Raw genomic sequence first — 26,601 nt, forward strand, 5'->3', positions numbered from 1 at the left:
GTGTCTTTTTTAATATCATCGACAATTTTCCCAGTCAAACCTAATTACTATTGCTTCCACTAACCTGCTCCGTTCATGGAATAAGGATTTTTAAACAACTAATATTATTTTTCAAATGACTTTATTGTAAATTAAACAACAATATTATTTTTGCACAAGCGTCGTTAGATAACATTTCTTAAAAGACTGTTATTCAACAATCTGGCCCGATTGTTGAATAAGAAAACTGCATTCCATACAGGTTTTTTATCAAACTTTTTTATAAATGATAGAACTTAATTATAAATTATCAATCTTTATTAAAAGACCACAATAAAAAATACATCCATTATCTCAATAAAGATTTAATGGATGTATTTTTATAACAAATAAAAGTTTGATTATAAAGTTTGATTATATATAATCAAACTCAAATCCTCTTAATATAAGGTCTGGTTTTATTTTATTATACTATTTACCCTATATTAAATCTTTGTTCATGTCTTTTTATATTAGATTTTAACCCTCACTAAATTACTTGTTTAATATTCTAATGTGGATTTATCTTATCCATAATCTCTTTCATTCTTTTTTCAAATCCCACTATTTTAGCACTTGAACTAACAATAGCGAATTAGAATAATGACTTAATACTTGCTAGGACAGTAAGTATACCTACAATAATGACAAATACATTGCTCATTTTCCCTCTGTATTTAGCCAGTACTGGTACTTTACGAATCGCATACATTGGTAATAGACATAAGATCGCGGCAACTAACGGACCGCTAAGGGCATCAATGATTCCAAGAATACTTGGATTTGCATAAGCAACATACCAACATGTTAATACGACAAAAGCAAGAATCATTGTCTTAACTGTTTTTTCTTCGATAGCTTTTCCGCGTGTTTTACCAAACTTGATAATTACGTCACGCATTACCTCATATGCCCCTATATAATGGCCAAGGAAAGACTTAGTTATAGCCACAAAAGCAATGATAGGAGCTGCAATAGTGATTACTGGTGAATTAAGCTCATTAGCAAGATACGATAGAATTGATAAGTTTTGTTCTTTAGCCATCATAAGATCTTTTGGAGTTAAACTCAGTGCACTACTCCAAACAAAGAACATAACTACTACGAATGTCATAATATAACAAACTTTTTGTATTTGAGCACATTTGGCATCAGTAGCTTCTATTCCATAGGTAGCTCTCTGTTTCATAACAAATGACGAAATAAGAGGAGAATGATTAAATGAGAATACTATGATTGGTAGTATCATCAATATCACTCCAAAATACCCTGTCCCTGTTGAAGCAGTAGAAACACTTGAAAAACTGAGCATTGACGTATTCCACTGTGGAATTAAAGATATTGAGATAAAAAGTAAAGACACGATAAAAGGATATACTAGCATGCTCATTATCTTTACAATGATATCTTGACCAAAATTTAGTATAGCTATAAGGCCGAGCACTAATACAAGAGATAAAATGGCCCTTGGAGGCTCCGGCATGTGCAATTGATGCACGATAAAACTACTTGCAGTATTTGTAAGTGCAACCGAATACATCAGCACGATCGTATAAATTGAAACGAAATATACTATGTTAAAAATGATACTTGCCTTATTTCCAAAATACTCTCTTATTGTACCTGTGATCCCCTCATCAGCAGAATTAGAAGCGTATATCATTTTAGCAAGTGCCCTATGTGAGTAATACATAACAGGAAATGCAAGTATCGTAATTAACAGTAATGATAATAAACCACCTGAACCTGCATTAATAGGTAAAAAGAGTACTCCTGCTCCAATTGCTGTTCCAAAAAGGCTCAATGCCCAGGTAGTATCTTGTTTATGCCACTTTTTAGGATCTAGATATTCCTCATTTTTCACTGCAGTATTTTCAGCTTGAAATTCTATTTTTTTTGCAGTATTCCCATTCATATAATAAATCCCCCTTGTATCCTATTCTTACGTCTCTTTTTAGGCTTAAGAATATAGACCATTCTTAAAAATGAATCGCTTACTTGATGCACCATATTGTAAACGATTCCACCTAAAGCTGTCTCTCTTAATGTGCGAGGCATTTATCCTCCAACCCTATACTTCGTCAGCATTGATGATATTGTTTACACCAGCTAATACGATGTCCGCTGCTACTAAACTATTTTGAAGAAATTCTCCTTCTGGTCACACACCTTTCTGCAATTAATCGTTTCAGTCTGTCCAATTTTAAAATGTTTGATATTTTCTCCGTAGGTAATCGGTTACCTCTCGACGCCCTCATTATAACGTTTATATTTGCGAGTCTAATATTTTTTTATTTTTAGAAAGACAGAATAAACAGAATTATGAATAGATAATAAATTACAATTGGTATGTAGCAATTGTGTCTATTTTTTGAAGCTGTATTAGTTAGCAAAAAGGAGAAAATAATACAGATATCCTTTTTGTTAAAACGTTGACTACATTGGGAACTCATTATAAAGATAGTTATATTCCCTTTTGCTGAAACATCTTATTTTAGACACGAAAACTGTTATAATAAATAATCATTGTAGATGTAAAGGAATAAATTAAGAAAACATAAAATCATCCAGTTGAATATTTATCGCAAATATCGAATTAATATTCATTTTTCAGAAAAAAAGAACTTCTCTAACTTAGTACCAGCGCACCTTCTATAACGTTTGACATGTTACACCTTTTAAAAGAATAACACCATAAGTTTCCATTTACTATATGTAATATTTATTAAGTGTAGTTTTTTCTAAATATGCATAATTTCATATTTAGAAAAAGAGAGTATACTTTCGTATTGTGTAATAAAGATATGGCCCACCTACGGAAATAGGTGGGCTTTTCATGTATAAAAATTGCATTTATTATATGACGATTAGAATTGCGATCAACATATTATCTCTTCCCCTTTAACTCTCTCAGTCTGCTTTTTCTCAACGCCTGAGCCTACTTACGTACCAACTGCATAACCAGTAAAAATACTAACAATTATAGCAATAACTAAGATTAATGTGATTTTAATCCACTTTTCCAAACATATATTTCATTTCAGAAGATTTAGTTACCATAGGGCACCGAACCGATGATGCACTTACCCTAACTGACGTTTAAATGCTTTACCGGCGAAGAAGTAAGCGATAACCATAATGCCAATGCACCAAGCAAGTGCAATCCAAATATCGTTGCCAACAGTCCCTTCATATAAGAGGGCACGAATCGCATTCACGATTGAAGTTACAGGCTGGTTCTCAGCGAACGCACGAACAATTTTTGGCATCGTTTCGGTAGGAACAAAGGCCGAACTAATAAAGGGTAGAAAAATTAGCGGGTATGAGTAGGCTGTAGCCCCTTCCATAGACTTCGCTGTCAACCCGGGAATGATAGCCAACCATGTTAGCGCCAGCGTAAACATCCCAAGTATTCCAGCTACCGCAAGCCAATCCAGAATATTAGCGCTGGAACGGAAGCCCATTAAGAGCGCAACAAGGATAACCACCACGATAGTAAGTACATTAGCAACAAGTGAGGTTAATACGTGAGCCCATAATACCGACGAGCGCTTGATAGGCATTGTAATGAAACGTGCCATCAGCCCACTCTTTACATCCGTAAACAACCGCACGGATGTGTAAGCGACACCGGATGCGATAGCCATCAGCAAGATTCCCGGCAATAAATAATTGACGTAGTTATCCGTTCCTGTCTTTATGGCGCCGCCAAATACGTAGACAAACAACAGCATCATCATAATCGGTGTAATCGCTACCGTAATAATCGTATCTGGACTCCGCATAATGTTGCGCATTAAGCGCCCTAGTAATACCCCTGTTTTGCTTTTCATTTACATCTCCTCCTTTTTGCCGATGATCGCAAGGAAAATTTCTTCCAATGTCGGCTGCTTCTCGATATACTCCACTTTTGCTGGCGGGAACATCTCTTTAAGTTCAGTAAGAGTACCAGTCGTAATAATTTTTCCGCCATGCAAGATAGCGATACGGTCCGCCAGTTGTTCGGCTTCCTCCAGGTACTGGGTTGTCAGCAAGATGGTTGTGCCACCGCCGGCAAGTTCCTTGACGGTATCCCACACTTCAATCCGCGCTTCGGGGTCAAGCCCTGTCGTCGGTTCATCGAGAAAAATGACTGCTGGCGTTCCGATCAAACTCATCGCGATGTCAAGCCGGCGCTTCATCCCACCTGAATACTGGTCTGCCCTCTGGTTAGCTGCATCGGTCAGGCTAAATCTTGCAAGCAAATTATCAGCGACTTGAGCAGGACTAGAAACTCCACGCAAATTGGCAATCATTATCAAGTTTTCTCTTCCCGTGAGCATACCGTCTAAAGCTGCAAACTGCCCTGTCAGACTGATACTTTGACGAACATGATCCGATTGACGCTGGACGTCAAAACCGCAAACACCTACTTCGCCGCCATCTTGCTTCATCAGCGTAGAGAGGATATTGACCGTCGTCGTCTTGCCCGCTCCATTTGAGCCCAGCAGCGCGAAAATCTCGCCACGCTGCACTTCAAAATCTACCCCTTTTAACACTTCCTTATCTTTAAAGGATTTTTTTAACCCTTTTACAGAAATCGCTGTGTTGCTCATGCTTTTTTCCTCCTTAAAAAATGTTTTGTAAAGCTAGACTGCCTACACTCCTCTATTTAGTATTACTGATATTCTGTATTACTTAGTACTGATTTAAAAATATAACTGAATAGCGATGGTGGCAATTCACATTTGTAACCAGCTAATCAGTCGGTATTACCTTTTGCATTTATTTTTTTCTCAATTGCTTCATGATACTTTCATTCAAATCTTCACGATACTTGGAGACATAAGTTTTAGCGTTTGCCACTAGTTCGTCAGCAAAGGATGCCACGTCCTCCCCAGTGATTTCCAGCACTTGTCTGCCTTCCGCCGCACCGGCTTCAAACAAATCGATTAATTCATACTGTATGTGTAGCATATCCATCCCGTTGCCCGCTGAGAAATTCCACATGTAGTTTTGGATTTTCTTAAACACAAATTGGTAGTCCTCTGGCAGAGCTCCAACCCGTGCCATCATCATTTTGTACTCTTTTTTATCACCAATTAATTTTTTGAACATTTCCAACATATTATTTTTCCTCCTTTTTTATAAAGCAGAACAAGAAACTCCCAAAATATCGGCCGAATATTTTATCTTATGAGGCTAGTTTGACTTCAAGACGTTAATTTTTGATGATACAAAATCCCATTTTCTCCAAAATAATTCAAGCTCCTGACGGCCATCCTCATTTAGTGAATAAAACTTACGAGGCGGCCCCATATCTGATGGTTTCTTTTCAATATTCACAAGTTTTTTCTTCTCTAATCGCACAAGGATGGTATAGACCGTTCCTTCCACGACTTCAGTAAACCCAAGCTCATTCAGGTGGCGGGTAATCTCATAGCCATAGGTCTCACGGCGGCTGATAATTTCCAGCACACAACCTTCCAGCGAACCTTTCAGCATTTCAGTTAAATTTTCCATGTTCTGATCCTCCTTTACCCCCTATTCTGTCTGACTTATATTCAGTATCACAGAGTACTAAGGCTAATTTTTACTGAATAGCTTTTGAAAAACCACACTATTCAGTATTACTTATTACAAGTACATTGTATGACTAAGTAGATAGAATGTCAACTCGATTTTTAAATTTTTTCTTAAATCCACTTTCGCCTATTGGATACTGAATATATTTTTAAAAACTACGCTATTCAGTATTACTTATTACCACTACATTGTATGACTATGTAGATAGAATGTCAACTCGATTTTTAAATTTTTTCTTAAATCCGCTATTATCTATTGGATACTGCCTATTTTCTTCTTAAGAAATCTCACCACATACCTATCCAGCTAAGAAAAGAAAATACCCCAAAACAAAAATTCCGCATTTTTGTTTTGGGCGTTATAATATTCCGAAGTTAATGAATGTGGCTAGCTCTCCTTATTAAGAAGACGGATCATTTTTTTGTTCTTCTACTAATGCACCTGTGCATCTAATACATGAGCTTGCGAATACATACAAATTCTTTATAAAGCCAACTCTACATATAGGACATCCTTTTTGTTACGATAACATCATATTCATATCTTCTGCTGCAGTTGTAATTAGTTTTAAACCAAATGTTTCTTGTAATACATCAAGCACACCAGGTGAAATAAATTCAGGTGCCTTTGGACCAATGCGAATATCTTGAATACCAAGACTAAATAACCCAAGTAAAATGGCAACTGCTTTTTGTTCAAACCATGATAGGACAATACTCACTGGCAATTCATTTACTTCACATTGAAAAGCATCTGCTAAAGCGGCCGCTATTTTCACTGTAGAAATTGAGTTATTACATTGCCCTAAGTCAATATAACGCGGAATCTCCGTACCAGGTACAACCCCATAATTCACATCATTAAAGCGGAATTTCCCACAAGAAGTTGTTAAAATAACCGTTTCTGGAGGAAGTGACGTTGCTAATTCACGATAGTATTCCCCGCCTTTTCCTGGTGCATCACAACCTGCGATGACAAAGAAACGCTTTATTTTCCCTTCCTTTACTGCCTCAATAATTTCTGGAGCTAATGATAATACTGTATTATGATGAAATCCTGTTACTAACTGTTCATCCGACTCCATATGTACTTCGGGAAGCTCTAGCGCTTTTTGAATCAATGGTGCAAAATCATCATTTTCAATTTTTTGTACGCCCTCTAAGCCTGCAATATCATATGAAAAGAATCGATCAGAGTATGATCCTTTAATTGGCATAACACAGTTCGTTGTAGCTAATATGGCACCAGTGAATTTTTCAAAAAGGCGTCGTTGATCGTACCATGCCTTACCAATGTTTCCTTTTAAATGTTTATATTTTTTCAGCTGTGGATATCCGTGTGCTGGTAACATTTCAGAATGCGTATAAATATTAATTTCTTTTCCTTCTGTTTGCTTTAATAGTTCCTCTAATGCAAATAAATTATGACCAGTAACTACAATTGCCTTACCTTCTACATGATTTTGTGTAATTTGAACAGGCTCTGGAACACCAAAGTGATTCGTATGTGCCTCATCCAACAACTCCATCACCCGTAAAGCTGATTTCCCAACTTTCATAGCCATATCAATATGTTCTTGTTCATTAAAGTTAGAATTTGTTAATGTCATATATAGCGCTTCTTGAGTTGTAGCATCTACAAATGCATCTGTATACCCTAGCTGAGCAGCATGAGTACGATAAGCAGCAATTCCTTTTAATCCAAACACAATCGTATCTTGTAAACTTGCAATGGTTTCATTCTTACCACAAACACCCATCACTTTACATCCGCCTGTTGGCGTTTGTTCACATTGATAACAAAACATATCATCCCACCCTCTCCCAATCATTCCTTACAAACTAAGCATAATGCCCATTGAGAAAAAGGGATGTGATATCAATCACAATAATATATGAAAATTTGTGACAGTTCATATTGTTGACATAATATTTTTATTGACACTCTAAAATTTATACATAGGCATGTACACTTCTGTTGATGCTTCCAAATCGCTAAATAATTGCTTTAAAGAAAGTCTAACAATATATAAATAAAAATGAATCTTTTACTAGCTCATTGTACAAAACTAAGATTTCTTACTATATTTGGCGATAAAGCGTTTTGAATCTCTTGCGTAAATAATTTTGATTTATAAAACACAAAATTCCACATATAAATACGCTATTCTTTCTTATAATCCAATAGAAAGAATAGCGTATTTTATCAGTTGAGAATGTTTTAAGGTTATTATGGGAACTCCCTTTATTTACAGTAGTTTTACACTACCTTAACATTGTTTACATTAATTTATGATATATTAATATAGAAACTACTTAAGAAATTTCATGTACATTTTTATCTTTATGATCTCTTATTTAATTGATAGAGAGATAATGTTATATCTTTATAACAGGGGTGAATTAGGATGACTGAAACTTTAAAGACACTTATAATGCTTGATGTTACTTACGTTGTTATAGCAATTATGACGGTACTGGTATTTGTATACTTAGAATTAAAATCTCAGTGACATATGCAGGCGTAATCGATAGCTTCAGCATTTCAATATAGTTAGAAAAAAGAGAGGAGAAAATTGTTTTCTCCTCTCTTTTTTATTCCAAAAATTTCTTACATCTACAATAAGCTTCATCATTATTTTATTCTTTGTTTCTTATTTCAACAAATCCAGTGTATGTAAAAGCAATCCTTTGTCCCCTACATCACCATGACCAGGTACTACTGAATTCATATTTCCATATCGGTTCAACACATTTTCAATCGATATGGACCATTCATTTACATACGCATCAGCAACATTCCCTAAATCTTTCGCTTCCGCAGATTTCACTAAACAGCCTCCGGCTAAAATTTTATATTGTGGTAACCATACAACAATGTTATCTTCTGTATGACCTTTCCCCGGATAGAACGTTTCTACTTTCATATTTTCAAACTTCATATTCGTAATTGTTTGCAAGTCTCCAAGCGGCTCATCATATCCATTTTTCTTTGCTAATTCCGCAGTTAGTGCTGTACTATGCGCTTTAATACCTCTTTCTTTCAACGTTTTAATTCCGCCAATTCGATCAGCGTGCGCATGTGTAATAATGACATCCGTTACGCGCTTCTTAAATTTCTTTTCTACCATCTCTATTAATTCCTTCGTTAACTTATCATCCCAAGAAGAATCGACAAGTACTAACCCTTTAGAAGTAGTAAGAACTAGACCACTCGAAGGAACTGCTTCTCCGTTAAAATAACCTAACTCCGTATGAACCCATACATTTTTGTTTAACTGAGAAAGTGAAATAGTTCCGGTCCCATTCTTTATTACTTTTTGCTCTAGCTTTTGTTCCGCTTTCACAGAAGAAATTGTGCTAACAAATTGAGTTGTTCCTAGTAAACTAACACATACCCCTAATTTTAATAATGTATTCTTTTTCATTTTCTCCACCCTTTCTTTCAAACTAAATAGTTATTACCTATATTAGACAATTCATCTCGAATGTTTGTTCCATCATTTCTTACCTATTTTTCATGAAATTAATAAAAGCGCACAAAATTTTGTACGCTTTTTAACTTAACTTTCCTTTTACCATTCACGTTTTTTATTAATCATCATTTTTTCTTCAAACGCCTTCTCTAAATCAATTTCTAACTTGTTTGCTAAATCACATACATTCCAAATTACATCAAACATTTCTAAACCAATCTCTCTTTTCGAATCCTGTATTTTATCACGCTTTAATATAACTTCCGCTAATTCACCTAATTCCGCCATCGCATACATCGTACGCTCTTCAATTGTTGTATCTTGAAATCCTTTTTCTTTACTGAAATTTGATACATATCTCTGGAATTCCACAATATTCATACTTAATCTCCCTTCATCACAAATACTCCGTTTTTCTATTACAATTAAAATCACAATTGTATTTTGTTAAATAATAACATTCATACTATAATTTATTTATAGCCCATAAACGGAGGTGTTTCAATGACTCTCTTCGCTTCACCATCCTTATTCGTAGTAGCAATCATTTCATTTGCACTAGCTTATTTCATCGGAGTAAAACAATACACTTGGCTCTTATCAGGATTCAATGAACGACGTGTACCTGACAAAATGAAGTTATCAAAAATAGTTGGTCTTTATAATCTAATTGCTGGTGTCATTGCTACAATCGGTAGTGTCTTCACTACTCCTAATGTCAAAATCGTTATTCCTATCATTGTAATTGGACACGTCATAATCGCTGCTTATGTAAATACACGCATGGTTCAGTGAAAAAAGATCATCCAAATGGATGATCTTCTTCATAATTTATCGACATATTGCTTTGCTTCTAGTATTGAAAAACCAAATGCTTCTCTTACTCTCTTAACTGCTGTAATCGTTTTTCCATCTTCCACAAGCTGACGTAATTCTTTATTAATCTCAGGTTCTCTTTCTACAATTCCCATCTCTTTCGTAATTAATTGTAATCTATCTTCCATCCTCTTTAAACGCGCATCATTTTTCTTTTCGATTTTATTTAATTTTTCAGCAATATACATAAATCCAAAAGCCACAATTGGTATGACAATCCAAAATTCCATGACTGCTCCTCCTTCACTAGCTTTCATATGTTTTATTTAAGTAACTTATGTAATTTTTACCACAGGACACATTTAATGTATAATAGTAATGTACAACACTATTGATAAAACCTTTTATTTAGGGGGAAACTTTATGAAAAGATTTTTGAATACGTTACTACAATTTGTAGTTCTTTCAATCGCACTACATTTATTATTTGATATAGTTGGTTGGCTCGTTTTCAATGCACCAATTGAAAACAAAGGAGCACTTATTTCCTACATATCAACTCTATGGCTAATGTATATGTATAGAGATAAATTACTTCAGTTTATAATGCGAATTTCTGCAAAATAAAAGAGGACACTTCATCAAAAATGATGAGGTTTTTTCTTTTATTCTCTTTCTCTATATTAAAAATTAACTTTTAATTCCATTCACATCACCTCTCATAGATTAACAATGTATAATAAAGTCAATATTCTATTTTTAAAAAGAAAGGAGTCACCATGAACTTAAAAAGTAACAATATATACGAGAAAATGAACCAATATTCCGTTGCTGGTTTAAGCCTTGCCGTCATACGTGATGGCAAACTAAACGAAGCGACTGCCTTTGGAACACTTGAATCTGGAACAAATAGAACTGTCACTACGGATTCCATCCTCAATTCTTGTTCTATTAGCAAATTCATCACCACAATGCTCGTACTAACATTATCAGATCAAGAAATCGTACATTTAGATGAAGACGTAACTGATAGACTCACATCCTGGAACATACCTACCAATCTATTTACTTCACAGAAAAAAATCACTTTACGAAACTTATTAAGTCACCAATCTGGAATAATTGATCCTCCTAATAGTTTTGGACATTATAAGCTAGCGCAAGGAATACCTAAAATTCCTGAACTTCTTGCTGGTAGAACATTATATTGCCCAGTACCTATAGAAGTAACTTATAAACCAGAAAGTGAATTTCAATACTCAGACGCAAACTTTTGTATTATCGAACAACTACTTGAAGATATTACGGGGAAACCATTTAGTCAGTTACTAGAAGAATTTATCTTCCAGCCACTACAAATGAAAAATAGTACACTCTTCTCTCCCGAAGACATAGATAAAACCGATGCTTTTGCTTGCGGGCATAATAAAGATGGAACTGTAACAAATGAGAAGTATCCATTTTATCCATTCGCAGCTGCTTCAGGAATTTGGACAACACCATCCGATTTATCAACTTTAGTAAACGAACTCATTCATTCCTTGCAAGGAAATGGAAAACTAAAACTTTCTCAAAAAACAGTACAGGACATGATTTCTCCTCAAGGCTGCTCAAAATGGACTGGATTAGGTGTTTTTCTAAATGATTCTAATGAAGACTTACAAATTTATTCACTTGGCTGGGGCGTTGGATTCCAATGTATGATGGTTTGTTATCCTTATAGAGGTAATGGGGCTGTTATTATGACAAATACAGACTTAGGTGTTCATCAAATGGAGGGCGTTATTGGTGAAGTTTTAAAAATGCTATCTTTATAATGAATTAGACATATATAAAGAAAGAAGCTGATCCCCAGCCTCTTTCTTTATATAACATTTTTCGCAACAATTTTTATATGTTCCGGCGCGATAATTTCCGTTATACTTTCTTGGAAATCTTCATGCAACAATTCTTCAATATGTTCTAACTGCACTTCGACATGTGTGCATTCTAAATTATGTATATTCAATAGTGCATAATGATCTTTTTTCTTAATTATTAAATATTGATTTTCTTCTGTTACGAGCATTGAACCTAATCGGGCTTCTAGTAGGCGTTGATCATCAAACTTCATAATTGCTTCTCCTTCCTTCACATAAATATAATTTACAAGTAATTATATTTATGGAAATAGCTCTAATGTAGACTATATCATAATTTACTAAAATATAAATATCATTTTTCTTCCCAATGAAAATTCCTGTTTTTTCATATATTTCGATACAAAAAAACTTTCTCAACACAAAAATAAGAATTTTCAGTTTTTTATCCCATGAAAATCTATTATAATAAAGTTAATAAATGTTTGACCTCTCCTAATTCATGTACATATGGATGATCAGTAGTTGCTGCTACTGATCTATTTTTTTGATTTCAGAAAGCAAATACGCCGCATCCTTTCCTACACCACAAATAAGTGCCGAACCCCTTTGAGATTGCCATGGCAAACCAATATAATATAATCCTCTTACTGGACTTATTCCCTTTATATGATTAGGAAATCCTTTCTCGTTCACTGCCTTTTCTATTTCAATCCATTTATACTCTTGCATAAAACCAGTTGACCATATAATGCTTTCTGCACTATATGTATCACCATTTTGAAACATAATGTTATTTCCTGATGCACTTACCACTTTTTTCTGTAGTTTTATTGCTCCATTACGAATGAGTTCCTTACCTTCAAAACCAAAAATAGGATCCTTTCTCTTCTGAAACCACCTTCCTCTCTTTGTATTTATTTCAGCATACAATAAACCTATTTTTTCTAACCAATTGAAAATACTTTTTCTAAAAAGGTGTAACGGTAAAAACGTTAAAGGATGACTTATAGACATCGTAACTTCATGAGTTTTTGCAAGTTCTACTGCTATTTGCATTCCTGAATTCCCGCCACCTACTACTAGTACTTTCCCTTTAGGAATTTGTGATGGTGTTTTATATTGTGATGAATGTATTTGAAAAATATGTGATGAAAGATGTTGTGAAAATGAGGGGATGAATGGTTGCTGAAAACCGCCTGATGCGATAATAACTTTTTTCGATTGTAAAATTTCTGTAGGAGTGTGTAATTCAAATATTTCTTTCTCTTTCCTTATTTTTAAAACTTCAGTTTGCAATTGTACGGGTAATTTAAAATACGTTGCGTATTCTTCTAAATAAGTCGCAATTTCATCTTTACTTGGAAATTCATTCCCTTCTCCTTTTAATATCATACCTGGTAAACTACTATATTCCCTTGGTGTGAAGAGCTGCAAAGAATCATATCGGTTTCTCCATGAATCACCAATTTGGTTTCCCGCCTCAAGTAATAAGAAACTATATCCTTCCTGCTTCAAGTAGTATCCCATTGTTAATCCAGCTTGACCAGCTCCAACGATAATTATATCTTTCACCCCAATCCCTCCTTCTCACAAACACATGAATACATGTTCATATGTTCATACGTTTCCATAATCATAACATTTTATTTTTATATAATTCAATATCTACCCAAAATAAAAAGAGCAGTTTACTATAAAGTAAACGCCCCTTAATATGTATCATCTCGTTACTCATTAATATTTCAATTATCCCTAAAGGATCTAACGGCCCATACACACTATCACCTAAATTTATTATCATTTCGACCTTACGACGTGAAATATCTTTTAATACCGCCTTTAAAGCGTGACTATTTCCATAAATATCTGAAATTATCGCTATTTTTCTTTTCATTGTAACCCCTATTTTGATAAATTATTTATGAAACCTCAATTTCTAAACCATTTCCTCATAAAATGTAATTCTATTTGAAAATGGATCAATCACTGTTAATTCAAGTGTATCCCAAGGTGTTTTTTTATATTAGGTTTAGAATATAAATATTCTTTACTCGATAATACATTATGGTAGTTTTTTAAATCTTTCATTTTCACACGAATCGCACCACCTGGTGAAGCATCCCCATGATGTTCTGATAAATGTATCACAACATCATGTAACGAAATTTGCATATATAACGGCATATTGTCCTCATACCGATGTTCCCAATCCAACTTAAACCCTAAAAAGTTAATGTAAAACAAATGAGCCTTTTCAACATCAAAAATTCTAAATATAGGTGTAATCATTTATATTCCTCTCCTATTTATAAACATCCGCAGCCAATTCCCTCAAAATATCCACATTCATCACTTCAAAGCATCCATTGTTTTTCTGTATTATCCCTTTATCACAAAAAACATTTAATGTTCGTAATAAATGCCGATAACTCGTTCCTAACAATTCGGCTGTTTCCGTTAAATTCCCACTAAACACAATTCTATTTCCGTGCTGAACCGCTCGTTCCCCTGCTGCTAACATATAACTCGCAAGTCGATTTTCAAGCGGATATAGTAAATTAATTGTACTATTCTTTGAAAGTCGATTTAATTTGTGGGCTAAAGAACCGCAAATGCATCTTAAAAATTTCGCATCATGAAACAACTGATTTCTAACTTTCCCCAAAGGCAAACCAACACAATAAGAATCTGCCATTACTTGTACGTTTGAAGTGATCCTTTGAGAGTGAATTAACTCTACATCCCCTAACAATTGCAAGCTATCATAAAAACATAATAATACGGACTTTCCATTACTTAATGTGTTAAACGCTTTCGCTTTTCCTTCAACAAAGAAATATAAATAATCTATCTCTTCATTTTCTCTACAAATGAACTCATTCTTTTTAAAAAATATAAGTTCCATATATGGCTTCATATCACTACTAAAAAATGAGTCAATATTATTTTGTTTCATATAATCTGCTAATTTATTTGAATTACATACTTTCTTCATAGTTCCCCCACCTTTACAACTCATCCCCATTTTAATCAAAATTTTCTTCTTCTACTATGACATATGTCATAGTAATACACAATTTCAACATGATACAGTCATTACAAACATGAAATACAAAGGGGATATTACATTGTATAACTTTCTTTCTGTCTTTATTGGTGTGCTTATTGCCATTATGCTTCCATTGAACGGAATTTTATCTGAGTTGATTGGCAATTATACAGCGAGTGTTGTCATTCATCTTGTAGGTTTAATAGCAGTTGTTTTCGTGCTAGTCCTTAACAAAAATAAAATTCACTTTGAAAAAGGTATTCCGCTTTATTTATATAGCGCTGGAGCGATTGGTGTATTCACTGTTCTTTTTAGCAATATAAGCTTCTCTGCTCTTGGTGCCTCTATTACTATCGCATTAGGCTTACTTGGTCAATCTATTGCTTCTATCGTAATTGATCATTTCGGTTTATTAGGTATGAAAGTTGCGAAGTTTGAAAAGAAAAAACTAGTTGGGTTATTATTCATCTCTTCTGGAATTATTATCATGACAATTTATTAATGGGGGCAAGAATATGTTATATATTTGTATCGCTATTTTAGTTGGAGTATCCATCGTTGTTGCTAGAATTATTAACGCGAATTTAGCAAAGAAAATTGGAAATTGGGAAGGTACGTTTTTTAATTATATTACTGGATTATTTTTCTCTATGTTATTTTTAATTTTCAGTTCAGATTCGTTGTATATTTCTAGTCATACACTGCAATCCATACCTATCGCTGTATACTTAGGCGGATTAGTAGGTGTTATCGTCATCTCATTATCAAACTATATTACTCCTAAAATTCCAGCATTTTATTTAACGTTACTCATCTTTATCGGACAATTATTTACGGGGACTATCATTGATTTCTTCTTGTCACACGAACTCTCAATGGGCAAAATTGTCGGTGGAATTTTCGTATTAATAGGGCTTACTTACAATTTACTCGTTGATCGCCCTATAAAAACTGTGAAGCATAGCCACGTACAACTATAATACTTTACGCTTACCTATCATATATTAATAGAAAAGCTCTTCATACAAAGTAACAGAGAGGAGAATATTCTATTAAGAAAATCATTTTACTGCTAGGTAGTGCGTTGATTATTTTTGGAATCGTATGGTTTTTAAACTCTGGAAAATCTATTCAAGATTTCTATACAGCAAGTAAACCAAAGAAGAAAGCTACTATTATTTCAACTCAAAGAGACCCAAATGCACCTCCTGTCTTTTTAGGAAAACAGGAAATAAAAGATATACATGTAGAGTCAATTAAAACAAAAAAATCTATCTTCCTTACAAAAACAGATGAATTAAAAACATTCATTAACAGTATGGACACAGCAAAAAAAGGCGATTTAACGCTAGATGAAGAAGGTTCTGATTCAGTAGATTGTAACATGTGGATTACTTTCCAAGATGGGACTTATAAACAATATTTAATTTGGATAGTAGATAACAACAGTAGTGAAGTTATGATTGCCCATCAAAACACTCCTGATGACGTAGACCTTACTTATTATCAATTAAATGAAGGTAATTCGAAAAAAGTATATAACTTATTTAAAAAGGTTATTTAATAGAAAAAGTCATGAGCTAATAGGCCCATGACTTTTTCTATTTATATATATTCAGGGAACACTTTACAGCTCTTTTCCTGCTCCATATCATGACCAAAGAAAACAATCGGGTTCTCTTTTATCACAACCTCTTTCAAACGTTTAATTGAAGCTAAAGCTAATTCCGGATCAAATCCTGCAAATGGCACTTCACCTTCAAAATTTTCTTTCGTGTACGATGCATCAATCGTTAATAACACAGGTCCAGAGTTTTCCGTATTAATAAATAGTGACTGATGCCCTGGAGAATGCCCCGGTGTATACAACAGTTGAACACCTGGTACAACTTCATAATCCCCTTCAATAATTTTATAGTTTAAATTCGGCAAAATACATTCTTTCAAATATTCTTCTCTATACTGCGCTGCCTCATATTCAGCACGCTGTACAATGATCGGTGTATTCGAAAAAGCACCATTTCCCCCTGCATGATCAAAATGCAAATGCGAACTAATAATATATAAAAGATCTTCTGGCTCATACCCTGCACGCTTTAAAATATTTACGATTCTATCTTCTTCAGTCATTTTTGGTAAAATCTGTCCCTCAACAAATGTACCGTTAAAAAGCCCTTCATTATTAACTGCACTTTCTGGCATACCTGTATCTACTAAAATAGGCCCCTCTTCTGTCTCCAACAAATAGCACCATACAGGTAAGTTCAATAAATTCCCCGGTGTGAGCGTACTATTAACAGAAGAATGGTCTAACATACAACGACCTGCTGGAACGAAATAAAGCTTTTTTACCGTCATTATGTATCCACCTTTTCATTTAGTTTTGGATAAGACAATACAGTAAAAATTCCTCCTGTTAGAAATAAACTCCTTCTCACTTTTCATTGTTTCAGTTATTATTTTTGAGTCATTCACAAATTCTCCTTACATCGTTAATTACTATTCGTTATCCTCCTAAGAATCGAGAGTAATAAAACAACTGTTTGTATTCTGAAATAAAGTTCGAAGTAAGAAAGCACTTTAAGCAATACAGAAACAAACGCTAGTATACGAATGGAATGGAAAGGATACACACTTAAACGAATGTTAAATATAAAATAACCGACTACCTACATGTTGAGAAAAGGAGTCGATTATTTTTTTATTTATTATTGCTCTTTATGTGCGGCGAGCTGAGATTATAAAAGGTAATATGCTATTGTTTTTTCACTGTAATATTTCCGTTATGTGTGTTTAATTTAATTACATTTTCTCCTTTTCCAATAACCGTATTTCCATTATATTTATCAAGAATATTCGCTCTGCCATTGTCAACAGAAACATTAAATTGAACATTAGTTGGTTCTTTTTCAGTTTCAATATTAATTTTTCCATTGTGAGTCGTAAAATTGAGATTTCGATCCAGTTCATTCGTTTTCAGAGTAAGACTTCCATTTTTAGTTTGCCCCTCTATTTCACCTTCAACATGGTCTAGCATTATTCGTCCGTTGTTCGATTTCACATGAATATTTTGTGCCAATATATCTTTGAAATCCATAATTCCATTGTTTGTTTCTGCGATAATTTTTGGTGAATTGATTTCTCTTAATTCCACACGTCCATTGCTTGTATTGATATTAAAATGTGTTGCGTTTAGTTTTTTAGCAGCAACGTAGCCATTATTATTGGAAACTTTTAATGAATCATATTGTTTTTCGGGTAGATACACATTTAATGTTAATGGCGCCAATACTTCAGAAATATTAAAGTTGAACCAGCTCTGTTGTTTTTCTTTGTAAGAAATGAGAAGCGTTGAATCTTTCTCATCCGCAGCTAATGTTCTTTTTACGTTAGGATTAACCTCGCCATCTAATTTTACTTTCATGTTACTATCTGTTGTAGGATTGATGTTAACACGAACGTTATTCGTATCGATAATGACGCTTGACACATTATTATTATTAATGACCTTTTCTTCTGAAATTGGTACTGCAGCAATTGAACGATAAGTGAATAAACTTCCGATAATACCAATAATAAAAATAATACCTGCAATGATTGAAAGACTCTTTTTATTTATCATGCTTCAAACCACCTTTTACTAGTGCCATATTGAACTTTAAATAACGAACAAATCCATTATTTGCCAGCTTTGTTAAAAATAACATAGTAATTACAATGAAATATCCAAGTCCACAAAGTGCTAAAGAAACGAAAAGATTAAATAGCAAGAATGTATTTGGATGTATAATAGTATCAACTAGAACCAGTAATGGTGAACCTAAAAATGAGATTCCTAGAACCCATCCTGAAAAAATCAATGCCGCTAATGTAATTGCAGGTCCAAGCACGATTAACAAATTGAAAAAACCTAATCCAATTACTGCCCAAATTGCCCGAAAAACATTTCCTGTTGTTGCACTTGCTGTTACTTTCTCAATATGATAATCTGCTAATAACTCTTTGGCGATTTGAGCTGGAGAACCTAATGAAGCTACAATTTCTTCTTCACTTTTCCCTTCCTCTAATCCGAAAGTAAAATGTTCTTCATAATCTTTTAAAATATCTGTACGCTCTTTTTCAGATAATCTTTTTAGAGATGCATTTAATTGTTGTAAAAATTTATTTTTCGTCATTACGTACACCTTCTTTTATTAATTGATTGACACCTTGTGAAAACTCATTCCATTCCTCCAAAAGTTGATACAAATACGTTCTACCTTTATCCGTCAGTGTATAATACTTCCTTGAAGGTCCTTCTGAAGACTCCTGTAAATACGTTGTAAAATATTCTTCTTTAGTTAATCTACGAAGTAAAGGATAAACAGACCCTTCTGATATTTCAATTTGATTGGAAATACTTCGAACTAATTCATACCCATAACGGTCTTGCTTATCAAGTAAGACAAGAACACAAAGTTCTAAAACTCCTTTTTTAAATTGTACATTCAATATTCATTCACCCTATTCTAATTGGCATCTACTACTATTTATTATTTAGTACTGTTTTATAATAAGTAACTACAAGTATAATATAACACTTGGTATTGTTCATTGCAAGGTACACTGGAAAAATAAGTATACCTTTCATCCGACGCTTATAAAATCAAAACGATGGCTCCTCTCCAGTTACAAAGTTCTAAATGAGGCTGAAACAGGCCTTTAACAAAATGGAAAGGACTCAACTTTTTTACATAACAACACTTCCCATCTATAATGAAAGAGAAAAAGACTCTTACTTTAATGGAGGGAATAAAAATGAAAGCAATTGGTTTACATGAATACTTACCTATTGAAGAAGAAAACAGTTTAATTGATATTGAAGTTGAAAGACCTGTTGCCACAGGAAGAGATATACTTGTTAAGATTAATGCGATTTCCGTTAACCCAGTTGATACAAAAGTTCGCTCTCCGAAAGATAAAAAAGAAGATATAGCGAAAATACTTGGCTGGGATGCTTGTGGTGTTGTTGTACAAACTGGCGAAGGTTGTACATTATTTAAAGAAGGCGATGAAGTGTTTTACGCTGGAAGCATTACGAGACAAGGTACATATAGTGAATACCATTTAGTTGATGAAAGAATCGTTGGTAAAAAACCAAAAACTTTAAGCGATGCTGAATCTGCAGCAATTCCTTTAGCAGCTATTACAGCGTGGGAAGGTTTATTCGAACGTTTAGGCATTGATTACGCTAAGAAAAGTGAAAATACATTTAAAAACATTTTAATTATCGGCGGAGCTGGTGGTGTAGGTTCAATCGCAATTCAGCTTGCGAAATGGGCTGGACTAAATGTCATCGCAACTGCTTCCCGCGGTGAAACGATAGACTGGGTGAAAAAGTTTGGTGCTGATCATACAATTAACCATCACAAACCGTTAAAAGATCAAATAGTAGAACTTGGGCTAAAAGATGTCGATTACATCTTCTGCTTAAACAATACAGATCAACATTGGCAAGCAATCGGTGACCTCATTAAACCACAAGGGAAAATTTGCTCTATCGTAGAAAATGAGCACCCTCTTGAGATGGGGATTTTAAAAAGTAAAAGCGCTACATTCGTTTGGGAGTTTATGTTCACAAAAGCGATGTATGAAACTGGTGATATGATTACGCAGCACGAACTATTAAATAAAGTAAGCGAGCTATTAGATGAAGGTATTCTTCAAACTACTTTAAATGATACGTTAACACCAATTAATGCAGAAAACCTTAAAAAAGCACATGCATTACTTGAAAGTGGACGTACAATTGGGAAGATTGTATTAGAAAAGTTTTAATAACAAAAGTCCGATTTCTAAATAAGAAATCGGACTTTTTTATTACCTTTATTTACTTGAAATCTCTTGATCATTTTGAACTTCTAACGGAGCTCTCTTCCCTATTCCGAAAGCATAGAAACTAATTGTTACGATAGCTAAGAAAACAATACCTACAATTAGTGAAATACGAGTATCATCGTTAAACCACATACCGATTAATACCATAATTAAAAAGGCAATTGTTAAATAGTTTGTAACAGGAGCAAACGGCATTTTGAATGGATGATCTTTCATCTCTGCTCCTTTTTCTTTTCTAAAACGCATTTGACTAATTAAAATAACAAACCATGGTACCATACCAGGAAGTACACTCGCACTATATACATATACGAATAAGTTTTTTGGCGCTATATAACTTAAAACAACACCAACCGCTAAACCGACAATTACACCAACTGTACCGAATAAAGGTACACCATTTTTAGAAATTTTCGCAAAGTATTTTGGTGCTTGTCCATTTACACCTAACGTATAAAGCATACGTCCTGCACTATAAATACCACTGTTACAACCAGACATTGCCGCTGTAATAACAACGAAGTTAATAAGTCCAGCAGCTGCCGTAATACCGACCTTCGCAAAAGTCGCTACGAACGGACTACCAATTGAACTTAATTGATCCCAAGGATAAACAGTTACAATAACGAAAATAGCACCAATATAGAAAATTAAAATACGCCAAATTGTACTTTGAATTGCTCTTGTAAGTGTCTTCTTCGGATCTTTCGCTTCACCAGCAGTAATCCCGATTAATTCCACACCTTGATATGCCCCAACTACAAGTGATAGCGCAAAGAAGAATCCTGAAAAACCACCTGTAAAGAAACCACCATTTTTCCACAGATTAGATATACCAATTGCTTCTCCTCCGTTCCCAATTCCGAAGAAAATGAGACCGAATCCGGCAATAATCATTAATAAAATCGTAACAATTTTAATCATTGCAAACCAAAATTCAAATTCACCAAATGACTTAACCGAAATTAAGTTAGCCGCACCAAGAATAACCATCGCGATAACACCTGGTATCCAAGCTGGTAAATCCGGGAACCAATATTTCATATACGCTCCAACTGCGATAATCTCTGACATCCCAACGATAACCCACTGGAACCAGTTACTCCATGCCGTCATATAACCAGCTAATGGATGAATATACTTGTGACCAAATGTCGCAAATGAACCTGTGCTTGGCTCCATATACAACATTTCTCCCATGGCACGCATAATGAAGAAGATAAAAACACCTGCGATTGCATATGCAAGCATTACTGACGGACCTGTCCATTTAATCGTGCTGGCTGACCCCATAAACAAACCAACACCAATTGTTCCGCCTAAAGCAATCATTTGAATATGACGTGCTTCTAAACCTCGTTTCAATTCTTTGTTTGCCACTTCATTTCCCCCTCTTAGATGATTCATAGCCGCATTTAAAGTAAGATGCTTTACCCTAATTCCTCTTCGGCTTGAAAATGATGAAACAAACGTCATTTTAGACTAACTTTAAAGCTATCCTAAAATCTTATTTTGCCTCTTATAAAATTTCCAAAACCCCTCATCTTCCTATTTTCTATAAAACTTAAAATTGCTTACTTCATATTAATTCATTTATCTGAAAAGTTCAATTATTTTTTCGATAAATCATTATACATAAATCTGATTAATTTTTAACTAAATTAACAATAAAATACATCTATTCAATATGATTCTAGTATGAATATTATTACAATATAAATAACTGAGGAGAAAATATCCACCTCGGTTATTTATCACATACACATTAATATGTATTGTTTATAATACACTTTTCCACCATTTAAATGAATTTCATTTCTATTTCTATCATCATCTAAAATCTTACTTTCACCTTTTCTATTCGTTCTGCGTACACACCCACTGAAGGATTTAATATATTAGTAAAATTACCTACCTTTGCATACCAGATGCATCCGTCCACACTTAATCACTCAATTCTCATTTCTGAAAAGTGATTCTTAGTAATAAAAAAGCAAAGAAGCCCAGCAATTCATCACTGGACTTCTTCTTTATTTTCCAACAAAACTTCCTTATCAAAACGAACAAATTTACTCTGTACTTCCATTCCAGCTGCTTCATATACGCGAGGTGCTCCTGTAATATTCTCAGAATCTACATTCAGATGCACTTTTGAAATCCCCTCTTCGTACAATTGACCAAATGCATACTGTAACAGAGCTAATCCTAACCCTTGTTTCCGCTTAGAACGCCTTACACCTAAATGAGTAATTTCAGCTTTATTATCAGTACCCTTTTTACTAAAAATAAAGCCCACTACTTCATCCTCAACCATTGCTAGTGACCATAACGTAGGATGAAACCCAGCTCTTTCAGTACGTTGCAAAAACTCTTCTAACGTAGAAGGTTTTGAGTTCCAGTGGTCTGCAAAGGCTTCATTAAAAGCTTGATGTAATCTCTCATCATCCACACCAGGTATGTAATGTCGCACTGTAACACCATTTGGCCATAGTAGTGTTGGTATATTTGAGTTCAATTCAATCTCCATCCTCCACCATATACGCGTTGGAATAAAACCACCTTCTCTTAACACTTTTTCCTCATAGAAATTATTTGCTTGTGTTACAATCGTGCCATTCAAGCAAGACGAATTACTAACAAGCTCCGTAGCACGCTCTTCAAGCTTTGACCATATTACATGTTCATACCTATAATTATTTTCATAAAATATAAAAGAGGTTGCCCAAAAGTAGCTATTCAGCTACTTTTGGGACAACCTCTTTTTATGCATTCATCTTAAATTATAATAATACTTATATTATTTTAGGTATTACCGTCCTAGGTTTCGCTACATATCCATCAGGCAAATAAATTCAAATAACCCGAAACGAGAAGATTGACATCTCCAACAGAAAGATTTAATATCTTTATAGTCTTATATATACCCACTCGTATAGACAGGGGACATATACCGCATCATTCTTTACTTAATACTTTCTAATTCCCATTGGTGATAATTACCTGGTGAAGTTGTATGCTCAGATTTTAAAACACGCTCACCAGCACCTACAAGCGGGGCAATACCATTATCTGCAACAGAACTAGTCCACTGATTTTCTCTTGATGTTATATAATTAGAATCAGATTTTATATAGAAGTTCTTCTGATTAGTAAGCTTGTCTAATTTAATAGCAGATTTATTGTGATCAGTATCTAACCAACTATAGTCATAACCATTTCCAATGTTTAAATACTGATAATTACTATGACTACTATTCGTAAACTTCATAAACACTTCTTCATCTTTTTTGAATGGTTCTTCCGGTCTAGATTTACCTTTTCTTTCAAGTATTACTGGTGTTGCTTGAACGTCTGGTCCATGTATTGCTTGTTGGATAGGACCGAGTCTCAATCCATCCCAATTATTCCCCTTAAGTGAAAAGTGTACATATCTCCCATTAATTGATTGGCTTAAAGTACCGGCGCTCCAAGATTCGTTTACACCGTTAGCGAAGTTAGTAGCTGACTTCAAATAATACTGTTTTCCTTCTACTATAGGTTCTCCAGAATTATCTACTACTATTTTATCGATAGCGTCTAGATAGCTTTTATTTGAAACAAGAGGCGTGAAAACTTCAGTTTTATTGTCTTTTACATCAATTAATTCAAATTTAGCGTGAGATTCTCCAAGAGATGCACGGTTTACTGCTATGTCTACAGGTTCATTTTCTTTAGATTCATATACATTTGAATTCTGATTTCGAACTAATGTTACCTTTTGGCTCTCACCTTTTTTATTACGAACCGTAACAAAGATTTCTTTATTTAAATTAAATATACCTGGTATAACCGAAGCATAAATCTTTTTCTTGCTATAATCGTAACTGCTATATGATAGAGTTGGTTGTAGTGCACGGTAATCAAAGAAACCAAGGCTCACACCTCGTTCTAAAAGAGAACGATTTGGACCATAGCGAACTAGATTTTCTTTTGGCTGACCATTTACAATATGCTTCGCTACCCAAGCCCCCTTGCCTATCCCGCTATTTTCAAAAAATTCGTCCAGTGAAAGATTATAATCAACGCTAGCAGGTTTTGTTTTGTTCGTTCTTGGTGTATACACTCTAAATTTTGGTATAGAACCCAAATTTGTTTCTACTAATGTAGTAGAAGCATTTACATTTGATGCAAAATGCGACCAATCACCTAAATTTTCAAACTTTCCATCTTTCATTGTATATACATTCATTGTACTGGTAGGCAAGACCTCAATAGAAAGGGGTGCCCCTTGTTCTACCGCTTTTAATTCATCTAGTGTTAGAGAAATTTTTACATCGGCTTGACCTTCTATACTATCCATTAGAATTTCAGTTTTATTGTTTCCGCCTTTTGCTGTAGTTAACAAGTTGGCTTTATAACGATCTTGTGTCGCCTTAACAGTATTAATAATTTTATTACCTAAGCGAATGTTAAAGTGAGGTGAAACATCCCCAGCAGACGCTGTACCCGTGTTTTTATATTCTAGATGGAAGCGCACATTTGCTGCTTTAGCTGAATCAACAGTTGTTGCTGTTGACCAATCAAAACTATTAGAGATGCTTTCTGTTTCCGTTTTTGTATTAGAGTAACCATATCCTACATTTAACGATCCTTTTCCTGAAGGTACAGGACCCACTGCCGATCCCTCAGCGCCGCCTTCAACCGCTAAACCAACATTAAAAGAATGTTGTACAGATAGACTTTTTTCCCAGCTCTTAGTACGTGATTCACCATTTGAATCTGTAATACTAGCAACCGGAGTAATATCGATACGTTTTACAGCAATTTGTAGATTTGGCACATTCGCGATCATGGGGTTAAAATCCGTATCAGAATCACTATCATAATGCTCCACTTCATAGCTATCTGTAAAAGGGTCTCCATCTGAGTTTGCACTCTTCGGATTTGTTATAAATCTCTTTTTTCCAAAGTCTTTCACTAGATCATATAACTGAGCTTCATTTTTTCCTGTCTTTTCATTAAATACAATTTTAAATCCTTTTTCTTCCACGTCATTAGGAATACCATCATCGTCCCAATCATTATTTTCCTGAGGTTCTTCCATAATCATGATTCCCTTTTTTCCAGAATCACCATAGATAATATTTTGTCCTTCCTTTAGATTGGTATCTTCTTGAAAGGTTTCCACTTTTCCGCCTTGTTCAGGCTTTGTTTCAGCTAAAGCAGGGGATGTTATCGTCAATGCCATAGTTAAACTACTTACTGCACCAAGTATTGGCTTTAATTTTTTCATCTTAGTTTTCCTCCATATTTCCTATACATGTTTGAACATCTACTAGTAAGATTGATTTCATAATATCTCACAAGTCTTTCATTTCCCTTTCGCAAATGTTACAAAAGTCTTTCACAAATCTTTTTTTACTTTATTGATATAACGGGTTCCGTTGCAGAATTTCTTAACACATAGAAAGATGAGAAAATTGCAGAAACAAATTTTATAAATTATTTCCTAACCAAACAAAAAGGCAGTTTTACTTTGCTATTTAATAAATTGTAAATCTGATAGGTGACAAAAATAAAAGGAACACAACTTTTTTAAAGTTGTGTTCCTTTTATTTATAAACTATTTAATTATAAAAGATAAAATCCCTATAATTACACATGCAATTCCGCTTAAGAATTGTCCCAGCCCCGCTGTTTCTCCTAAAATAAAGAAATTAAAAATATTTTTTCTTGTTTGTGTTTTCCCTATAAATGCTTCATCTGTTTTCATTCTATATATACCCCATAATACTAAGACTACGCCAAAAAGTATAAATAATAACTTTAAAATCATCGTGTAATTACCTCTGTTTAATATATTTTTTATGTATGTGATTCCTTTATTTTTATTCCATAAAGGCAGTTTAGAAAATAATGTTCCTTTTTCCATACCTCTTTATTTTTCTAGTACATCTGAA

Annotated in this window: 26 protein-coding genes and 5 pseudogenes; 7 read left to right on the top strand and 24 right to left on the bottom strand. The window is 34.1% G+C overall.

The window, feature by feature from the left end:
* Nucleotides 1-613: 613 nt before the first annotated feature.
* The 10 genes and pseudogenes from EXW56_RS16210 to EXW56_RS16245 form a co-directional block, all read right to left on the bottom strand.
* Nucleotides 614-1,933: an aromatic amino acid transport family protein gene (locus tag EXW56_RS16210; RefSeq protein ID WP_002199812.1), complete on the bottom strand. Its 1,320-nt coding sequence runs from the start codon at nucleotides 1,931-1,933 to the stop codon at nucleotides 614-616.
* 146 nt (nucleotides 1,934-2,079) lie between these two features.
* Nucleotides 2,080-2,237 (bottom strand): annotated as a pseudogene (locus EXW56_RS27710) (L-serine ammonia-lyase, iron-sulfur-dependent, subunit alpha); the annotation flags it as partial.
* A 611-nt stretch (nucleotides 2,238-2,848) separates the two neighbouring features.
* Nucleotides 2,849-3,044, bottom strand: a pseudogene (locus EXW56_RS28120) (PRK06770 family protein); the annotation flags it as partial.
* Nucleotides 3,045-3,101: 57 nt separating this feature from the next.
* Nucleotides 3,102-3,851, bottom strand: a complete 750-nt coding sequence (locus tag EXW56_RS16215) for an ABC transporter permease (protein WP_070170455.1) — start codon at nucleotides 3,849-3,851, stop codon at nucleotides 3,102-3,104.
* Nucleotides 3,852-4,613: an ABC transporter ATP-binding protein gene (locus EXW56_RS16220; protein ID WP_002161044.1), complete on the bottom strand. Its 762-nt coding sequence runs from the start codon at nucleotides 4,611-4,613 to the stop codon at nucleotides 3,852-3,854.
* A 169-nt stretch (nucleotides 4,614-4,782) separates the two neighbouring features.
* Nucleotides 4,783-5,124, bottom strand: a complete 342-nt coding sequence (locus EXW56_RS16225; protein WP_002014108.1) for a DUF1048 domain-containing protein — start codon at nucleotides 5,122-5,124, stop codon at nucleotides 4,783-4,785.
* A 75-nt stretch (nucleotides 5,125-5,199) separates the two neighbouring features.
* A complete protein-coding gene (locus EXW56_RS16230; RefSeq protein WP_002128372.1) occupies nucleotides 5,200-5,520 on the bottom strand; it encodes a PadR family transcriptional regulator in 321 nt (106 codons plus the stop codon).
* Between the two features lie 583 nt (nucleotides 5,521-6,103).
* Complete coding sequence (hcp, locus tag EXW56_RS16235) at nucleotides 6,104-7,390, bottom strand: hydroxylamine reductase (protein WP_199661485.1); 1,287 nt, start codon at nucleotides 7,388-7,390, stop codon at nucleotides 6,104-6,106.
* An 846-nt stretch (nucleotides 7,391-8,236) separates the two neighbouring features.
* Nucleotides 8,237-9,010 (bottom strand): BcII family subclass B1 metallo-beta-lactamase, encoded by a 774-nt coding sequence (gene bla2 / locus EXW56_RS16240; protein ID WP_215596770.1) that lies wholly within the window; start codon nucleotides 9,008-9,010, stop codon nucleotides 8,237-8,239.
* 147 nt (nucleotides 9,011-9,157) lie between these two features.
* Nucleotides 9,158-9,439, bottom strand: a complete 282-nt coding sequence (locus EXW56_RS16245) for a MazG nucleotide pyrophosphohydrolase domain-containing protein (RefSeq protein ID WP_002199805.1) — start codon at nucleotides 9,437-9,439, stop codon at nucleotides 9,158-9,160.
* 123 nt (nucleotides 9,440-9,562) lie between these two features.
* On the opposite strand from EXW56_RS16245, the gene EXW56_RS16250 reads away from it, so the two are divergent.
* Entirely contained in the window at nucleotides 9,563-9,853 is a 291-nt protein-coding gene (locus EXW56_RS16250; RefSeq protein ID WP_215596771.1) for a DUF3784 domain-containing protein, read from the top strand.
* Between the two features lie 29 nt (nucleotides 9,854-9,882).
* Here EXW56_RS16250 and EXW56_RS16255 read toward each other — a convergent pair whose 3' ends face one another.
* Nucleotides 9,883-10,164 (bottom strand): hypothetical protein, encoded by a 282-nt coding sequence (locus EXW56_RS16255; RefSeq protein WP_002110980.1) that lies wholly within the window; start codon nucleotides 10,162-10,164, stop codon nucleotides 9,883-9,885.
* Nucleotides 10,165-10,297: 133 nt separating this feature from the next.
* On the opposite strand from EXW56_RS16255, the gene EXW56_RS16260 reads away from it, so the two are divergent.
* Together EXW56_RS16260 and EXW56_RS16265 are read left to right on the top strand one after the other, a co-directional pair.
* Nucleotides 10,298-10,501: a hypothetical protein gene (locus tag EXW56_RS16260; RefSeq protein WP_016105547.1), complete on the top strand. Its 204-nt coding sequence runs from the start codon at nucleotides 10,298-10,300 to the stop codon at nucleotides 10,499-10,501.
* A gap of 152 nt (nucleotides 10,502-10,653) precedes the next feature.
* Nucleotides 10,654-11,691, top strand: a complete 1,038-nt coding sequence (locus EXW56_RS16265) for a serine hydrolase domain-containing protein (RefSeq protein WP_215596772.1) — start codon at nucleotides 10,654-10,656, stop codon at nucleotides 11,689-11,691.
* Between the two features lie 47 nt (nucleotides 11,692-11,738).
* Here EXW56_RS16265 and EXW56_RS16270 read toward each other — a convergent pair whose 3' ends face one another.
* From EXW56_RS16270 to yeiL, 5 genes and pseudogenes are all read right to left on the bottom strand, one after another.
* Nucleotides 11,739-11,987 carry a hypothetical protein gene (locus tag EXW56_RS16270; RefSeq protein WP_215596773.1) on the bottom strand — a complete coding sequence of 83 codons (249 nt, stop codon included), beginning with the start codon at nucleotides 11,985-11,987 and terminating at the stop codon, nucleotides 11,739-11,741.
* 277 nt (nucleotides 11,988-12,264) lie between these two features.
* Entirely contained in the window at nucleotides 12,265-13,308 is a 1,044-nt protein-coding gene (locus EXW56_RS16275) for a flavin-containing monooxygenase (RefSeq protein WP_215557257.1), read from the bottom strand.
* Between the two features lie 133 nt (nucleotides 13,309-13,441).
* Nucleotides 13,442-13,630: pseudogene (locus EXW56_RS16280) on the bottom strand (metallophosphoesterase family protein); the annotation flags it as partial.
* Nucleotides 13,631-13,672: 42 nt separating this feature from the next.
* Nucleotides 13,673-14,025: pseudogene (locus tag EXW56_RS16285) on the bottom strand (glyoxalase superfamily protein).
* Nucleotides 14,026-14,038: 13 nt separating this feature from the next.
* A complete protein-coding gene (gene yeiL, locus EXW56_RS16290; RefSeq protein WP_002199795.1) occupies nucleotides 14,039-14,731 on the bottom strand; it encodes a transcriptional regulator YeiL in 693 nt (230 codons plus the stop codon).
* Nucleotides 14,732-14,840: 109 nt separating this feature from the next.
* On the opposite strand from yeiL, the gene EXW56_RS16295 reads away from it, so the two are divergent.
* The 3 genes from EXW56_RS16295 to EXW56_RS16305 all read left to right on the top strand — a co-directional run bounded on the left by EXW56_RS16295 (nucleotide 14,841) and on the right by EXW56_RS16305 (nucleotide 16,349).
* The gene (locus EXW56_RS16295) at nucleotides 14,841-15,287 is read left to right on the top strand and encodes a DMT family transporter (protein ID WP_002121099.1); all 447 of its coding nucleotides are present in this window, start codon (nucleotides 14,841-14,843) and stop codon (nucleotides 15,285-15,287) included.
* Between the two features lie 13 nt (nucleotides 15,288-15,300).
* Nucleotides 15,301-15,765, top strand: a complete 465-nt coding sequence (locus EXW56_RS16300; protein ID WP_002121102.1) for a DMT family transporter — start codon at nucleotides 15,301-15,303, stop codon at nucleotides 15,763-15,765.
* Nucleotides 15,766-15,869: 104 nt separating this feature from the next.
* Entirely contained in the window at nucleotides 15,870-16,349 is a 480-nt protein-coding gene (locus EXW56_RS16305; protein ID WP_088078992.1) for a YhfM domain-containing protein, read from the top strand.
* Between the two features lie 41 nt (nucleotides 16,350-16,390).
* Here EXW56_RS16305 and aiiA read toward each other — a convergent pair whose 3' ends face one another.
* The 4 genes from aiiA to EXW56_RS16325 all read right to left on the bottom strand — a co-directional run bounded on the left by aiiA (nucleotide 16,391) and on the right by EXW56_RS16325 (nucleotide 19,276).
* Nucleotides 16,391-17,143, bottom strand: a complete 753-nt coding sequence (aiiA, locus tag EXW56_RS16310) for a quorum-quenching N-acyl homoserine lactonase AiiA (protein WP_098987994.1) — start codon at nucleotides 17,141-17,143, stop codon at nucleotides 16,391-16,393.
* Nucleotides 17,144-17,540: 397 nt separating this feature from the next.
* Entirely contained in the window at nucleotides 17,541-18,407 is an 867-nt protein-coding gene (locus tag EXW56_RS16315) for a DUF4097 family beta strand repeat-containing protein (protein WP_002199793.1), read from the bottom strand.
* Nucleotides 18,397-18,960 (bottom strand): HAAS signaling domain-containing protein, encoded by a 564-nt coding sequence (locus EXW56_RS16320; protein ID WP_215596774.1) that lies wholly within the window; start codon nucleotides 18,958-18,960, stop codon nucleotides 18,397-18,399. The genes EXW56_RS16315 and EXW56_RS16320 overlap by 11 nt, the downstream gene beginning before the upstream one ends.
* Nucleotides 18,947-19,276: a PadR family transcriptional regulator gene (locus tag EXW56_RS16325; protein WP_002199791.1), complete on the bottom strand. Its 330-nt coding sequence runs from the start codon at nucleotides 19,274-19,276 to the stop codon at nucleotides 18,947-18,949. Before EXW56_RS16325 ends, EXW56_RS16320 begins: the two co-directional genes overlap by 14 nt.
* A 306-nt stretch (nucleotides 19,277-19,582) precedes the next feature.
* On the opposite strand from EXW56_RS16325, the gene EXW56_RS16330 reads away from it, so the two are divergent.
* Nucleotides 19,583-20,602: a zinc-binding alcohol dehydrogenase family protein gene (locus EXW56_RS16330; protein ID WP_215557260.1), complete on the top strand. Its 1,020-nt coding sequence runs from the start codon at nucleotides 19,583-19,585 to the stop codon at nucleotides 20,600-20,602.
* Between the two features lie 48 nt (nucleotides 20,603-20,650).
* On the opposite strand, the gene EXW56_RS16335 is transcribed toward EXW56_RS16330, so the two are convergent.
* From EXW56_RS16335 to EXW56_RS16350, 4 genes and pseudogenes are all read right to left on the bottom strand, one after another.
* Nucleotides 20,651-22,042: an amino acid permease gene (locus EXW56_RS16335; protein WP_215557261.1), complete on the bottom strand. Its 1,392-nt coding sequence runs from the start codon at nucleotides 22,040-22,042 to the stop codon at nucleotides 20,651-20,653.
* A 634-nt stretch (nucleotides 22,043-22,676) separates the two neighbouring features.
* Nucleotides 22,677-23,345, bottom strand: a pseudogene (locus EXW56_RS16340) (N-acetyltransferase family protein); the annotation flags it as partial.
* A gap of 279 nt (nucleotides 23,346-23,624) precedes the next feature.
* The gene (locus tag EXW56_RS16345; protein ID WP_215596775.1) at nucleotides 23,625-25,934 is read right to left on the bottom strand and encodes a binary toxin-like calcium binding domain-containing protein; all 2,310 of its coding nucleotides are present in this window, start codon (nucleotides 25,932-25,934) and stop codon (nucleotides 23,625-23,627) included.
* A 330-nt stretch (nucleotides 25,935-26,264) separates the two neighbouring features.
* Entirely contained in the window at nucleotides 26,265-26,477 is a 213-nt protein-coding gene (locus EXW56_RS16350; RefSeq protein WP_002110998.1) for a hypothetical protein, read from the bottom strand.
* Nucleotides 26,478-26,601 lie beyond the last annotated feature (124 nt).

The sequence above is a fragment of the Bacillus mycoides genome, from assembly GCF_018742245.1.
GTDB lineage: Bacteria > Bacillota > Bacilli > Bacillales > Bacillaceae_G > Bacillus_A > Bacillus_A cereus_U.